Genomic DNA, 14203 nt, shown 5'->3' with positions numbered 1-14203 from the left:
GGAGACGAGCGGTATTTTTTGCTGCCAGAAAAACCAAGCCCCACCACAGCCGATCAGGGCCATGGCAGGGGCTTTAGTCGTAACAGAACGCGGATCAGGCCAGTTCAGTGCGCAGCTGACGTGCAGCCGCGACCATGTTCACCAACGCGGCTTCGGTCTCCGGCCAGGCGCGGGTTTTCAGGCCGCAATCCGGGTTGACCCACAGCCGCTCGAGCGGAATACGCTGTGCGGCCTTGCGCAGCAAGTTGGCCATCTCCCGGCTGTCCGGCACCCGTGGCGAGTGGATGTCATACACGCCGGGGCCGATGTCGTTGGGGTAGTCGAAGCGCTCGAAGGCTTCCAGCAGCTCCATGTCCGAACGGGACGTTTCGATGGTGATCACGTCGGCATCCATGGCAGCGATGGACTCGATCACATCGTTGAACTCGCTGTAGCACATGTGGGTGTGGATCTGCGTTTCGTCACGCACGCCCGAGGCACACAGGCGGAATGCCTCGGTGGCCCAGTTCAGGTAACCCTGCCACTGCGCCTGGCGCAGTGGCAGGCCTTCGCGGAAGGCGGCTTCGTCGATCTGGATGATCTTGATCCCAGCCGTTTCCAGGTCCACCACCTCGTCACGAATGGCCAGCGCCAGCTGACGCGCCTGCTGCTCACGGGAAATATCATCCCGCGGGAAAGACCACATCAGCATGGTCACCGGGCCGGTCAGCATGCCCTTCATCACCTTACGGGTGAGGGTTTGCGCATAACCGATCCAGCTCACGGTCATGGCCTTGGGCCGACTCAGGTCGCCGTAGATCACCGCCGGTTTGACGCAGCGCGAACCGTAGCTCTGCACCCAGCCGAAACGGGTGAAGGCATAGCCGTCGAGTTGCTCGGCGAAGTACTCGACCATGTCGTTGCGCTCGGCCTCGCCGTGCACCAGCACATCCAGGCCGAGGTTTTCCTGCACCTCGACGGCATGACGGATTTCGCTGTGCATGGCCTCGGTATAATCGGCAGCCGACAGCTTGCCCGCCTTGAACGCCTGACGCGCCAGACGGATGGCAGCGGTTTGCGGAAACGAGCCGATGCTGGTGGTCGGCAAGACCGGCAAATGCAAACGTGCGCGCTGCTGCTCGATGCGTGTGGCAAATGGCGACTGACGCTGGCTATCAGCAGCAGTAATAGCCGCCAAACGCGCCTGCACCGCCGGTTTGTGGATACGCGGCGATTGCGCGCGACTGGCCTGCACGGCGCGGCTTTGCGCCAACGCGGCCTGCACTTGAGCATCCTGCGGGGCATTCAGGGCGGTAGTCAGCAACGCCACTTCCTCGCACTTCTGCACAGCGAACGCCAGCCAGCTTTTCAGCTCACTATCTAGCTTGTCCTCACGACTCAGATCGACCGGGCTGTGCAACAGCGAGCAGCTCGGTGCCACCCACAGGCGCTCGCCCAGTCGCTCCTGAGCCTGTTGCAAAACCGTCAGGGCCTGCTGCAGATCGGTGCGCCAGACGTTGCGGCCGTTGACCACACCCAGCGACAACACCTTATAGGCCGGCAGACGATCGAGGATGGTCGGAAACTGCTCGGGCGCACGCACCAGGTCGATGTGCAGACCATCCACTGGCAGGCTGGCGGCCAGACCGAGGTTGTCCTCCAGACCGGCGAAATAGGTGGCGATCAGTTTCTTGCCGGGCTCGCGTTGCAGCAGGTTGTAGGCACGTTCGAAGGCATTCTTCCAGGCTTGCGGCAGGTCCAGCACCAGAATCGGCTCGTCGATCTGCACCCATTCCACGCCCTGAGCGGCCAGGCGCTGGAGGATTTCGCCGTAGACCGGCAGCAGCCGCTCCAGCAGATCGAGACGATCAAATTCGCTGCCCTTGGCTTTGCCCAGCCACAGGTAGGTCAGCGGGCCGATCAGCACCGGTTTGACGCGGTGGCCCAGGGCCTGGGCTTCTTCGACTTCCTCGAACAGCTGCTCCCAGCTCAGTTGGAATTGCTGATCGGCCGTGAACTCGGGGACCAGGTAGTGGTAGTTGGTGTCGAACCACTTGGTCATCTCTTGGGCGTGAGCCCCGCCACAACAGCTGTTGCCACTCTTGTTTGCAACTGCACCACGGGCCATGCCAAACAGGGTGTCCAGGGTCGGCTTGCCGGTGTGCGGGCGAAAGCGTTCGGGGACCACGCCGAACGTCAGCGAGTGGGTCAGCACCTGGTCGTACCAGGCGAAGTCGCCGACCGGCAGCAAATCGATACCGGCGTCCTTCTGCAGCTGCCAGTGCTCGGCACGCAGCTTGCGGCCAACCGCTCGCAGGCCGGCCTCGTCCAGCTCGCCTTTCCAGTAGGCCTCCAGGGCTTTTTTCAGTTCACGGTCACGACCGATACGGGGGAACCCCAGGGAATGAGACAAGGCCATGTCAAAACGCTCCAGCAGATCAATAAGATGGCGCCATTCTCGACAGACCCTCTGCGTGAGACAAACTCAATCTATTCGCCTTGATCTATAGTTTTACTCATGTTCTGCTAGCCGGCATGACTGTTGGAGTGAGCTTGCCCGCGATGCTTCCAGCAAACCTGATCGCGGGCATGGCCCGCTCCTGCACAAAGCACATCTGCGAAATACCCGAGGTCCGCCATGCTCGAATTGCGCCACCTGAAAACCCTGCACGCCCTGCGCGAAAGCGAAAGCCTGGTGGACGCCGCCGAACGCCTGCACCTGACGCAATCGGCGCTGTCGCATCAGTTCAAAGAGCTGGAAGAGCGCCTGGGCATGCCGCTGTTCGTGCGCAAGACCAAGCCGGTACGCTTTACCAGTGCCGGCCTGCGCCTGTTGCAGCTGTCCGACACGGTATTGCCGCTGCTGCGCGGTGCCGAACGCGACCTGGCGCGCCTGGCCGGCGGCACGGCCGGCCGCCTGCACATGGCCATCGAATGCCACAGCTGCTTCCAGTGGCTGATGCCGACCATCGACCAGTTCCGCGATGCCTGGCCGGAAGTGGAGCTGGACCTGGCCTCGGGCTTCTCCTTCGCCCCGCTGCCCGCGCTGGCACGTGGCGACCTCGATCTGGTGGTGACCAGCGACCCGGTCGAGCTGGCCGGTATTACCTACGTGCCGCTGTTTACTTACGAAGCCATGCTTGCCGTGGCTAACCAGCACCCGCTGGCCAGCAAAGCGCACATCAAACCGCAGGATCTGACCACGGAAACCCTGATCACCTACCCGGTGGAGCGTGATCGCCTGGATATCTTCACCCGCTTTCTCGAGCCGGCGGATGTCGAACCGGCCCAGGTGCGCACTTCCGAGCTGACGGTGATGATGATGCAACTGGTGGCCAGCGGCCGTGGAGTATGCGGCCTGCCTAACTGGGCGCTGCATGAATACAGTTCGCGTGGCTACGTGACCGCCAAACGCCTGGGCGATAAGGGGCTGTTTGCCACCCTGTACGCCGGCATCCGCACCGACATGCTCGACGCGCCGTTTATGCGCGACTTCCTGCTGACCGCCAAGGACACCTCCTTTGCCAATCTGGAAGGCGTCAGCGTGGCGCGTTAGAGGCCTTGCAGAAACGTCGTGGCAGATTAAACAGGCCCTAGGCAGACACCGAGGCGCGGCGCATAATTCGCGCCGCTCAAGCCCCCTCCGATCCCTGGATGCACTTCCGCCATGATCGTTCGCCCGCGCCCCAGTGCGTTGCACCTGTTCTTTGTTCGCCGTGGTTCCATCTTCCCGCACATTGCCTCCAAGCTGCTGAGCATCACGCTGCTCTCCTGCGTGGTGGTGGGGTTTTATGAATACGGTTGGCTGCAGTGGCTCGACCAGGTCAGCGCTCCACCGTTTTCACTGCTGGGGTTGGCGCTCTCGGTGTTTCTCGGGTTTCGCAACAGCGCCTGTTATGACCGCTGGTGGGAAGCACGCAAACAGTGGGGCGAATTGATCATCCAGGCTCGCGGCCTCGCCCGTGAAAGCCACGCCCTGCTGCCCGGTGATGACAACGCAGGCTTGCGCCGCCAAACCATCCAGCGCTGTATTGCCTTTGCCCATGCCCTGGCCGCTCATCTGCGCGGCCAGGATGGCGCAGCGGCCTGTGCCGCCTGGGTCAGCCCAGACGAACTGACGATCCTGCGCAAACGGCGCAACGTGCCGGACACGCTCCTCAACTGGATCAACCAGGATCTGGCCCAATGCGTACGTGAACAGCGCATCAGCGATGTGCTCTACCGGGGCCTGGAACAGCGCCTGGATACCCTGGCCGCCAGCCAGGCCATCTGTGAACGCATCAAGAGCACACCCACACCGTTCGCCTACACCTTGCTGTTGCACCGCACGGCCTGGCTGTTCTGCATGCTGTTGCCATTTGGCCTGGTCAGCTCACTGGAACTGCTCACACCGGTTCTGGTAACGATCATTGCCTACACCTTCTTCGGTCTGGATGCTCTGGGTGATGAGCTGGAAGAGCCCTTCGGCCTGTCAGATAACGACCTGCCCTTGAGCGCCATGGTGCGCAGCATCGAGATCGACTTGCTGGAAAGCCTCGGCGACGCCCTGCCCGAGCCGCTGCAACCACAAGACTACATCCTGCAGTAGATCGCGCTCGGCGCCTTGCAACCGCGCGAAGCAGCGCCAGGTGCCAGCCATGAGCAAGTAGTGTTGGCCAGCGAAGCATCTGCTGGTGTGCAACAGCCACAAAGCCGGGCGGTAGCACAGGCCGCCACCGAAAATCCCAGCCCAGTCATGGGCTCCCCCATCGAAAGCCTGGACTGCCGTTTGCGACTGGGCAGTCGGCGCAGCAGCCCGTACACTCGGCGCACCATTGCCGAGGGCCCATCATGCGTACGCTGTACCAGTTCCCGATTTCCCATTACTGCGAAAAAACCCGCTGGCACCTGGATCACAAAGGCCTCGATTTCCAGGTCGACAACCTGTTCCCCGGCCTGCACCGGCTGAAAAGCACACGCCTGGCCAATATCGTGACCCTGCCGATCCTCAAGGATGGCGAGCAGGTGATCGGCGACTCCACGCAGATCGCCCTCTATCTGGAGCAGCGCTACCCCGAGCGGCCGCTGCTGCCAAGCGATGCTGCGCAGCGCGCCGAGGTGCTGGAACTGGAAGAACAGTTCGACCGCATGGGCGTGCATGTGCGCCGCTGGCTGTATGGCCAGATCAAACAATGGGACTCGGTGATGCACGCCATGCTCAAGGTCTATCGCCCGCTGCTGGGCCTGCGCGACCTGATGAAGCCGGTGCTGATCAACGGCGTACAGCGCCTGTATGGCGTGACGCCACCGCGGGTGGCGAAATCCCAGGCCGAGCTGCTCGAAGGCCTGGCGCTGATCGAGTCGCACATTCATGGCGACCCTTCACGTTATCTGGTCGGCGAACAGCTGAGCCTGGCCGACATCAGCGCCGCCGCACTGTTCGCGCCGCTGTTCACCCCCGCCGGTACACCGTGGGAAGGTATTGCCGGGCACGACGCCAAGACCCAGGCCTTCCTTGATGAGCTGCATGCCCACCCGGCGGGGCAGTGGGTCATGCGCCGCTACGCCGAAGATCGTCAGCGCCGCGCCTGATTTGAACTCAGTTGCGCTCGGAACTCAGCAGCAGGAGCAATGACACCGGCTGCTCGCTCTCCGGGTGCAGCGGTTCCTGCAACCACTGCAAACGCCAGCCGGTTTCACTGAACAGCGCCAGCCACGACTCCAGTGTGCGAAAGAACCAGGGCATCGGCTGGGCAAAGCCCTCGCCAAAACCGGCGAAGGTTTCCACCCGCCAGCCATCACGATAACTCGCATCGTTGCAGGCCCGCCAAGGGTGCAGGGTCTGGATCAGCAAGCGGCCGTCGTCGGCCAACAGGCCATGCAGAGCGTTCAGGGTCGGCGCCAGGGGTTCTTCCAACAGGGCAAAGTTGCACACCAGCACATCAAAACGCCCCAGCAGCTCAGCCTGGCTTTCCAGCTCGGCATAACCGCACACGCGGTAATGCGACGTACCAACCGCAGCCTGCTGCGCCACGGCAATCAGCGGCGCGGAGGCATCCACACCAACCGCCTCGATGCCATGCTCGACCAGCCCACGGCACAGCCAGCCTTCGCCACAGCCGAGGTCCAGTACACGCTTCGGCGCCAGGGCCAGAATCGCCTGAACGATGGCTGCATCAGTGACCAGCCGGCGACTCTCGATGCGCTGCTCGCGCACGGCGGCGGTCCAGGCATCGGCATTGGCCTGCCAGCTGAGGTTGAGTTGCTCCCGATGGTCGCGCTGCATAGCTCACTCGTTGCCTGTTCAGTCGTCCGTTACTTGCACCTGCCTGCACAGATGCAGCCCTGGCAATCCTGCACCTGTTCGCGTCCGTGTGCATTGCCGCTGATCACTTATTCATGCGTTGTATAAATACCGGGAAAATCTCACGTCTGCCAAACGCATCCCTGCCTGAGCGCCGAGGCAGCGGCTAAACTGCAAACAGTGGCCAACTGAGCGGAGCTCAGTGAACAAGCCCGCTGATGTTATTCAGCAACCTGTCAAACCTATGGATGAGTACATCAGGCTAAATGAATATGGGCGCATCATGGCAACCCAGCATCACCCCACTTCCAGCAAGCCAGCAGCGGCCGGCACCGCGTAAACGCCGCAGCACGCTAAAAATCATTTTCTGGCTGCTGCTTCTGGCCCTGTGCATCGTCGCGGGCCTGCTGCTCGCCGAAGAGCTGCGCACCTCGCGCTATCAGGCTCAGGAACTCAGCCGCTACGCGCAAACCCTCAGCTACCGGGTCGAGCCAGGCCCCAGCAGTGCCATCATCTACCCCAAGGAAGGCCCCTTCGACAAACGTCAGGGGTATACCTACCTGCCGCTGATGCTGGAGCGCCTCAGCCAGCGCAATTTCATCGTGCAGCAGCAGGCGCGGTTCTCTCCGGCCCTGCTCGACTATGCCCAGCGCGGCCTGTTTATCCCCTACCCGGAGAAAATTCAGAGCGGCCTGAGCATCAGTGACTGCAGCGGCACGCCGTTCTACGAGTTCCGCTATCCGCAGCAGCGTTACCCGAGTTTCAGTGCGATCCCGCCCTTGGTCGCGGGTAGCCTGCTATTTATCGAAAACCGCAACCTGCTCGACCCACAACAACCCATGGCCAACCCGGCAGTGGACTGGCCGCGTTTTGTGATGGCCGCTCTGTCCCAGGTCGGCAAACTGCTCGACATGCAGGATCAGTCGGCGGGCGGCAGCACCCTGGCCACTCAGCTGGAGAAATACCGCCATTCACCGGATGGCCTGACCCTGTCGGCCACGGAAAAGCTGCGGCAGATGCTCTCGGCCAGCGTACGTGCCTACCAGAGCGGCCCGCAGACCATGGCCGCGCGAGAAAACATCGTGCGCGATTACCTCAACAGCGTGCCGCTCTCTGCCGCCCCCGGACATGGTGAGGTGCATGGCCTGGCCGATGGTCTGCGTATCTGGTTCGGCGCAGACTTCGCCCAGGTCAACCTGCTGCTCGACCCTGCGCGCTCGCCACAAGCCAGCCTGGCCGAGCGCGGCCTGGCCCTGCGCCAGGTACTGGCCCTGATGATTGCCCAGCGCCGCCCGTCCTACTACCTGGCTCAGGGTCGCAACGACCTGGCCAGCCTGACCGACAGCCATATTCGCCTGCTGGCTGGCGGTGGTCTGATCGACACCGCCCTGCGCGACGCCGCCCTGCAGCAAACACTCAAGTACCGCGACTGGGCCCTGGAGCCGAACCTACAGCCGGTGGACAGCAACAAGGGCATCAGCGTCTCACGGGCGCGCCTGTCAGCCATGCTCAACATGCCGCTATACGACCTCGATCGCCTCGATCTGAGCGCCACCAGCACCCTCAACAATGACCTGCAGCAAGCCGTCAGCCAGTACCTGCAACAGCTGGCCGAGCCCACCTTTGCCGGGCAGATCGGGCTGTTTGGCGAACGCCTGTTGTCACCGGAAAAGACGGCTGACGTGCGCTACAGTTTCACCCTGTTTGAGCGCACTGAAAATGGCAGCGTGGTGCGGGTACAGACCGATAACACCGACCAGCCCTTCGACATTAACGAAGGCAGCAAGCTGGAGCTGGGCTCAACGGCCAAGCTGCGGGTGCTGGCCACCTACCTGGAAATCATCGCCGAACTGCACCAGCGCCATGCTGGGCAGAGCGCCAGCGAACTGCGTGCCGTGAACGCACAGGACAACCTGACCCGCTGGGCCGTCGACTACCTGCAAAACACGCCCAACGCCAGCCTGACAGCCATGCTGGACGCCGCCCTGGAGCGCAAATACTCGGCCAACCCTGGCGAACGCTTCTTTACTGGCGGGGGCATTCATACCTTCAACAACTTCCGCCGTGAAGACAACCAACGCATCGCCAGCATGCGTGAAGCCCTGCGTGAATCACTCAACCTGCCGTTTATCCGCCTGATGCGCGATCTGGTGCGTTACACCACCTACCAGGGACCCAACAACAGCGCCGAATTGCTCAAGGACGACAAGGACCCGCGCCGCCAGGCCTACCTGCGCGACTTCGCCGACCGCGAGGGCACCACCTTCCTGTTGCGCTTCTGGCGCAAATACCAGGGCCAGCCGGAACAGCAACGTCTGGATACCTTCCTTAACGGCCTGCGTCACACCTCGGTACGCCTGGCCGCCGTACACCGCTACCTGCAGCCCACTGCCGACGAAGCCAGCTTTGCTGCCTTCCTGCGCAAATACCTGCCTCAGGAGCAGCTCAGCGACAAACGCATTAGCGAGCTGTATCGCAGTTATGGCCCTGGGGCCTACAGCCTGCCCGACCAGGGCTATATTGCCCGCGTTCACCCGCTGGAGCTGTGGCTGCTGGGCTATCTGATCGAACACCCGCAGGCGCGCTTCAGCGATGCCGTCGCCGCCAGTCAGGATGAGCGCCAGGAAGTCTATGGCTGGCTGCTGCGCACCCGGCACAAGAGCGCTCGAGATAGCCGCATCCGCATCATGCTGGAGGTCGAGGCCTTCCTCGACATTCACCGGCGCTGGCAGAACCTGGGCTACCCTTTCGCCCACCTGGTGCCTTCATTGGCCACGGCAATTGGCAGCTCAGGCGATCGCCCGGCAGCCCTGGCTGAGTTGATGGGGATCATTCAGAACGACGGTATCCGGCAAACCACGGCCCGTATCGACAGCCTGCATTTCGCCGCAGACACGCCCTACGACACCCAGGTGGTGCGCGACCACAAGGAAGGCAAACGGGTCATGGCGCCGGAAGTGGCCGCCGCACTGCGCAACGCCCTGGCCGATGTCGTCGAGGCCGGCACGGCACGCCGGCTGCTTGGCAGCTTCAGCCTGGCAGATGGTCAACCACTCAAGGTTGGTGGCAAAACCGGTACAGGGGACAACCGCATTGAAACGGTAGGGGCCGGCGGCCGCGTGCTCAGCTCGCGCGCGATGAACCGTACCGCCACCTTCGTCTTCTACCTGGGGGACAACCACTACGGCACCCTCACCGCCTTCGTTCCCGGCCGCGCAGCGGAAAACTTCCGTTTCACCTCGGCACTGCCGGTGCAGGTGCTCAAGGGCATGGCACCGATCCTGTCACCCTATCTGCAACCAAATGCCCATAGCCTGTGCCAGTTGGCGACAAACCCAAGTGATACCAGCAACGCGCAGTGAAATAGCTGCCATAAAAAACGGGAGGCCATGGCCTCCCGTTCTATATGTGCGCGCAAATCACTTCGCCTTGTAAATGATCCCCGGGCTGCACTGCACCATCTGATAATGGTTAGGCAGGCCGTTGAGTGCCTCGGATGCTCCGAGGAACAGGTAACCACCCGGTTTCAACATCGCATGAATGCGCGTCAGGATGTCTTTCTTCACTTCGGCGGAGAAGTAGATCAGCACGTTACGGCAGAACACCACATCAAACTTGCCCAGGCTGGCATAGCTGTCCAGCAGGTTCAGCGGACGGAACTCGATACGGCTGCGGATAGCCGGCTTGACCACCCAGCGTCCCGGCCCTTTGGGGTCGAAATAACGCTGCAGCCGCTCCTGGGACAAACCACGACCCATCGCCAGACTGTCGTACTCACCCGACTTGCAGTTGAGCAACATGGACGGCGACAGGTCAGTGGCAACAATCTGCACACCGCTCTTGAGCTGACCCAGGTTGGTTTTTTCAAACTCATCGATGGTCATCGACAGCGAATAGGGTTCCTGCCCCGAAGAGCAGGCCGCCGACCAGATGCGCAAGCGCTGCCCTGGGCTGGCCTTGATCATCTCGGGTAGCACCCGGTTTTTCAGCACTTCAAAGGGGTAGGTATCGCGAAACCACAGCGTTTCGTTGGTGGTCATGGCATCGACCACCTGCTCGCGCAAGCCACTACGTGGCTGGCTTTGCATGCGCTGCACCAGCTCGCCCAGGGTTTTGATGCTGTTCTGCTCCATCAGCTTGTTGAGCCTGCTGGAAACCAGATACTGCTTATTGCTGCCAAGCAGGATGCCGCAGGCTTTTTCCAGGAAAGTCCGGAACTGCTCGAAATCCAAATTACCTGTAGACACTCGCGAGGCCTCGACGAACATATGTTTCACTGAGGGCCAGGCCCTCAGTCCCCTGCCGCTATATTGATGCGGTCAGCTACCCGTGCGGCCAGGTCATCGGGGCGAAACTTGGCGAGAAAATCATCCGCGCCCACCTTCTTGACCATGGCCTGGTTAAACACGCCAGAAAGCGAAGTATGCAGGATGATGTGCAGCTTTTGCATACGCGGATCGGAACGAATCTCCGCAGTCAGGGTGTAACCATCCATCTCGGGCATTTCGATATCGGAAATCAGCATGAGGAATTCCTCCTCCGGCTTCTTGCCCTCCTCGACCATCGCCTTCAGGTAATCCAGAGCCTGTCGACCATCATTTAGCGCAACCACCTCCACGCCGACGGTTTCAAGGCAGCGCGTCACCTGCTTGCGTGCAACCGATGAGTCGTCGCAGGTCAGCACACGTTTGCTCACGGCACGGGCCTGGGTACGGGCATCAAGCACACCTTCGGAGATCACCTCGGAGGTCGGCGCCACTTCTGCGAGAATTTTCTCGACATCGATGATCTCGACCATCTTGTCATCCAGATGAGTCACCGCCGTCAGGTAGTGATCGCGCCCAGTGCCCTTGGGTGGCGGATGTATCGACTCCCAGTTCATGTTGACGATGCGCTCGACCGAATGCACCAGGAAACCCTGCACCTTGGTGTTGTACTCGGTAATGATCACAAAGCTGCTGTCGATATTCGCCAGCGGGGTGTTGCCCGTAGCCATGGACAAATCAAGAATCGGAATGGTGCCGCCACGGATATTGGCCACACCGCGAACAACCGGACTGGATTTGGGCATGATGGTGAGTTTCGGGCACTGCAGCACCTCTTTCACCTTGAATACGTTGATGCCGTACAACTGGTTGCTGTTCAGACGAAACAGCAGCAACTCCAAACGATTCTGGCCAACCAACTGAGTTCGCTGGTTAACCGAATCCATCACACCGGCCATACCCAAACTCCTTATTTGAGTAACAGATTGCTGTCAGCGTAGCAGGCGGCACGCGCCTTGCTATCTAACCCATATGAACACTGAAACGACAACTAACCGACGCTCACTGGCAAAGTGCCGCTACTGGCTGGCAGTTGTACCCGCTTTGCTGGCACTCGGCTATAGCAGCCTGGTAAGCGCCGAGGCGACGCGGCCTGAACAACTTATCGGCGCTGGCGAAGTTTTTCTTGAGCAGGCGGTGAGTGATTATTTACAGCGTAGCAACATCGCCGGTCGTCATGAGATTCAAATCAACCGACTCGATCCACGTCTACGCCTGCCACTGTGCGGGCAGCCCCTGACAACCACTCTGGAAAGCCCCGCCGAACCGATTGGCCGCGTCACATTGCGCGTGCGCTGCGATGGCGACACGCCCTGGACGGTGTTCGTGCCCGGCCAGGTGCGCCTGTATCGGCAGGTGGTGATCGCCAGCCGCCCGTTGAAACGCGACAATCTGCTGACAGAAATGGATGTGCTGCTCGCCGAACGCGATGTCGGCCTGCTCAACCAGGGTTATCTGACGGCCCTACCTCAGGCCATCGGCAAAAAATTGACGCGCCCACTGCTACCGGATCAGGTACTTGCCCCCGTTCACGTGCAAATGGCCGAAGCGATACGCAAAGGCGATCAAGTGGTGATCAGCGCACGCAGTGGTGGGATCAGTGTCCGCATGCCCGGCGAAGCGCTCTCGGACGGCACTGTTGGCAAGCAGATCAGCGTGCGTAACCAGCGCTCGAATCGGGTTATCAGAGCGCGAGTCGTCGGCCCAGGCCAGGTCGAAGTTGCGATGTAGGCATGAATCTTGACTAAACTTTGTGTATCAACCGAGCTGACGATTTTCCACACTGTGTTTAGACTGTTAGCTGACGCACACTTTTTTGCCCTAAAGTTTTTCCAGGCAGCGCCGACAAGCTAGGCAAGCGTCCAAACACTGTTCGAGGTTTTGCATCATGGTCATCGATATCAACCGGCTCAACAATGCCGCAACGCCAGCCAATTCGGGGCGTGCCGGCAGTGCTCAGGCAGGTGGCCAGAATGAAGCCATCGGCAACAAGCAACCCAGCAATGTGCCAAACCCGACCGCACAGGCACAACAGGCCGGCAAGAGCGGCGAATCGGTACAGTTGAGCCGCGATGCTCAGCAATTGCAGAAAGTCAGCGAAAAACTGCGCGACCAGCCCACCGTCAACAAAGAACGCGTGGCTCAGCTCAAACAAGCCATTGAAGATGGCAGCTATCAGGTCGACAGCCAACGCGTTGCCAGCAAACTGCTTAATTTCGAATCCCAGCGCTAGTCACAGGGCTGCGCTGGGGGTATTGGTCGCCCAACGGACATTTCCTGCACACGCAATGAATGCCGTTACCCCCTAAGAGCCCGCAATGCACGATACCAAGCTGCTTGAACTGTTCATCAACGATATCGGCACCGCCGAGCAGTTGCTTGAACTCATCGACACTGAATTCCAAGCCCTCAGTGATCGCGACCTCCCCCGCCTGCAAAGCATTCTGACCGACAAGCTGCCACTGCTGACCTTGCTCGACCAGCACGGCAAGGAACGTAGCCAGTTGCTCACCAGCCTCAGCCTTAGCCCTGATCGCAACGGCTTGCAGGCCCTCGCAGCACAGTCCGAGCAGGGCAGCCTGTTGCTTGAACACGGCGATCAGCTAAGCGCACTGCTGGAACGCTGCCAGGCCGCCAACCTGCGTAACGGCCGCCTGATCCGTTCCAGCCAGGCATCAGCCAACAGCATGCTCAGTATTCTGCGTGGCAACGAGACCCCGAGCCTCTATGACAGCCGTGGCAGTGCCGCTAGAATCGGCCAGCAGCGCCCGCTCAGCCAGGCCTGAAACCTATAAAGGCACAGGGACATGCTGTCATATAGCCAGTATGCTAGTGCCATAGCATTTGCTCGGAGTGTAATGGACCGTGCCCAGTCCTTTTAGCCAGGAAGATGGCCCGCAACCCCCCAAGGTGCTCAAGACACCGGTGGAAATCGTGGCCAACCTGCGCCAACTGCAACAGAACCATGACCCGCTGATCATCACCTTTGAAGAACGCAATCAGCGCTTTCAAAGCTATGTGATCGAGGTTGACCGCGACAAAAACCTGCTGATTCTCGATGAGCTGGTGCCCAATGACGGCGAGCGTTACCTGGCCAACGGGGAAACCTTCAATGTCGAAGCCTTCCGCGACGGCGTGCGCGTGGCCTGGAAGTGCGAGCAGAGCGTACGCATTACCGATCATGAAGGCGCGCGCTGCTACTTCAGCACGATCCCGCCGGAAATCACCTACCACCAGCGGCGTAGCGCCTTCCGCGCGCCACTCAAACAAGGTGAGCTGATCAAGATCGAACTGGCCGGCGACAAGCTGCGCACAGCCATCACCGGGCAGCTGCTGGATATCTCGGCAACCGGCTGCAAACTGCGCTTTCCCGGCAATATCAGCAGCAGCCTGCAGGCTGGCCAGGTGTATGAACGCTTCACCGCGCGCTTCCCCTTTGGGCCGATGACCACCGCCGTCGAAGTGCGTCATGTGCAATATGAAGACAAGCTGGACATCACCTTTATCGGTGCCCGCTTTCACCGCATCAACGGCCAGGAACAACGCCTGGTAGAACGCTTTGTCTACCAGTTGCAACGCGAGGCACGTCGCTTCGACAGCGACGGCCTGTTCTAGC

Annotated in this window: 12 protein-coding genes; 8 read left to right on the top strand and 4 right to left on the bottom strand. The window is 60.9% G+C overall.

The window, feature by feature from the left end; translation table 11 throughout:
• Positions 1–94: 94 nt before the first annotated feature.
• Complete coding sequence (gene metE, locus ACSQ17_RS16335) at positions 95–2398, bottom strand: 5-methyltetrahydropteroyltriglutamate--homocysteine S-methyltransferase (protein WP_436069677.1); 2304 nt, start codon at positions 2396–2398, stop codon at positions 95–97.
• Between the two features lie 219 nt (positions 2399–2617).
• On the opposite strand from metE, the gene metR reads away from it, so the two are divergent.
• The 3 genes from metR (at position 2618) to ACSQ17_RS16320 (ending at position 5550) form a co-directional block, all read left to right on the top strand.
• Positions 2618–3535: a transcriptional regulator MetR gene (metR, locus tag ACSQ17_RS16330; protein WP_436069676.1), complete on the top strand. Its 918-nt coding sequence runs from the start codon at positions 2618–2620 to the stop codon at positions 3533–3535.
• A gap of 111 nt (positions 3536–3646) precedes the next feature.
• Positions 3647–4567 (top strand): bestrophin family protein, encoded by a 921-nt coding sequence (locus ACSQ17_RS16325; protein WP_436069675.1) that lies wholly within the window; start codon positions 3647–3649, stop codon positions 4565–4567.
• 242 nt (positions 4568–4809) lie between these two features.
• Entirely contained in the window at positions 4810–5550 is a 741-nt protein-coding gene (locus ACSQ17_RS16320; RefSeq protein ID WP_436069674.1) for a glutathione S-transferase family protein, read from the top strand.
• A gap of 7 nt (positions 5551–5557) precedes the next feature.
• Here ACSQ17_RS16320 and ACSQ17_RS16315 read toward each other — a convergent pair whose 3' ends face one another.
• On the bottom strand, positions 5558–6244 hold the full coding sequence (locus ACSQ17_RS16315; protein WP_436069673.1) for a class I SAM-dependent methyltransferase: 687 nt from the start codon (positions 6242–6244) through the stop codon (positions 5558–5560).
• A gap of 290 nt (positions 6245–6534) precedes the next feature.
• On the opposite strand from ACSQ17_RS16315, the gene ACSQ17_RS16310 reads away from it, so the two are divergent.
• On the top strand, positions 6535–9624 hold the full coding sequence (locus ACSQ17_RS16310) for a transglycosylase domain-containing protein (RefSeq protein ID WP_436069672.1): 3090 nt from the start codon (positions 6535–6537) through the stop codon (positions 9622–9624).
• 57 nt (positions 9625–9681) lie between these two features.
• Here the strand turns inward: ACSQ17_RS16310 and cheR are convergent, their stop codons facing one another.
• Together cheR and ACSQ17_RS16300 are read right to left on the bottom strand one after the other, a co-directional pair.
• The gene (gene cheR / locus ACSQ17_RS16305; RefSeq protein WP_233684063.1) at positions 9682–10509 is read right to left on the bottom strand and encodes a protein-glutamate O-methyltransferase CheR; all 828 of its coding nucleotides are present in this window, start codon (positions 10507–10509) and stop codon (positions 9682–9684) included.
• Between the two features lie 44 nt (positions 10510–10553).
• A complete protein-coding gene (locus tag ACSQ17_RS16300; RefSeq protein ID WP_233684062.1) occupies positions 10554–11486 on the bottom strand; it encodes a chemotaxis protein CheV in 933 nt (310 codons plus the stop codon).
• Positions 11487–11559: 73 nt separating this feature from the next.
• Here ACSQ17_RS16300 and flgA point away from each other — a divergent pair, with 73 nt between their 5' ends.
• From flgA to ACSQ17_RS16280, 4 genes are all read left to right on the top strand, one after another.
• Entirely contained in the window at positions 11560–12318 is a 759-nt protein-coding gene (gene flgA / locus ACSQ17_RS16295) for a flagellar basal body P-ring formation chaperone FlgA (RefSeq protein WP_436069671.1), read from the top strand.
• 157 nt (positions 12319–12475) lie between these two features.
• Complete coding sequence (flgM, locus tag ACSQ17_RS16290) at positions 12476–12820, top strand: flagellar biosynthesis anti-sigma factor FlgM (protein WP_436069670.1); 345 nt, start codon at positions 12476–12478, stop codon at positions 12818–12820.
• Between the two features lie 85 nt (positions 12821–12905).
• Positions 12906–13373 (top strand): flagella synthesis protein FlgN, encoded by a 468-nt coding sequence (locus tag ACSQ17_RS16285; protein WP_436069669.1) that lies wholly within the window; start codon positions 12906–12908, stop codon positions 13371–13373.
• Between the two features lie 79 nt (positions 13374–13452).
• Entirely contained in the window at positions 13453–14202 is a 750-nt protein-coding gene (locus ACSQ17_RS16280; protein WP_436069668.1) for a flagellar brake protein, read from the top strand.
• Position 14203: the final 1 nt, after the last annotated feature.

This window comes from Pseudomonas sp. LjRoot71, assembly GCF_964253255.1.
In the GTDB taxonomy this organism is placed as follows: domain Bacteria; phylum Pseudomonadota; class Gammaproteobacteria; order Pseudomonadales; family Pseudomonadaceae; genus Aquipseudomonas.
The sequence above is the reverse complement of the archived record's forward strand: the minus strand, read 5'-3'. Positions and strand labels throughout refer to the sequence as shown.

Coding starts and splice junctions, on each gene's coding strand:
- metE (WP_436069677.1), bottom strand. CDS start 2,398: ATGGCCTTGTCTCATTCCCTGGGGTTCCCCCGTATCGGTCGTGACCGT.
- ACSQ17_RS16300 (WP_233684062.1), bottom strand. CDS start 11,486: ATGGCCGGTGTGATGGATTCGGTTAACCAGCGAACTCAGTTGGTTGGC.
- metR (WP_436069676.1), top strand. CDS start 2,618: ATGCTCGAATTGCGCCACCTGAAAACCCTGCACGCCCTGCGCGAAAGC.
- ACSQ17_RS16320 (WP_436069674.1), top strand. CDS start 4,810: ATGCGTACGCTGTACCAGTTCCCGATTTCCCATTACTGCGAAAAAACC.
- ACSQ17_RS16285 (WP_436069669.1), top strand. CDS start 12,906: ATGCACGATACCAAGCTGCTTGAACTGTTCATCAACGATATCGGCACC.
- flgM (WP_436069670.1), top strand. CDS start 12,476: ATGGTCATCGATATCAACCGGCTCAACAATGCCGCAACGCCAGCCAAT.
- ACSQ17_RS16315 (WP_436069673.1), bottom strand. CDS start 6,244: ATGCAGCGCGACCATCGGGAGCAACTCAACCTCAGCTGGCAGGCCAAT.
- ACSQ17_RS16310 (WP_436069672.1), top strand. CDS start 6,535: ATGGGCGCATCATGGCAACCCAGCATCACCCCACTTCCAGCAAGCCAG.
- ACSQ17_RS16325 (WP_436069675.1), top strand. CDS start 3,647: ATGATCGTTCGCCCGCGCCCCAGTGCGTTGCACCTGTTCTTTGTTCGC.
- flgA (WP_436069671.1), top strand. CDS start 11,560: ATGAACACTGAAACGACAACTAACCGACGCTCACTGGCAAAGTGCCGC.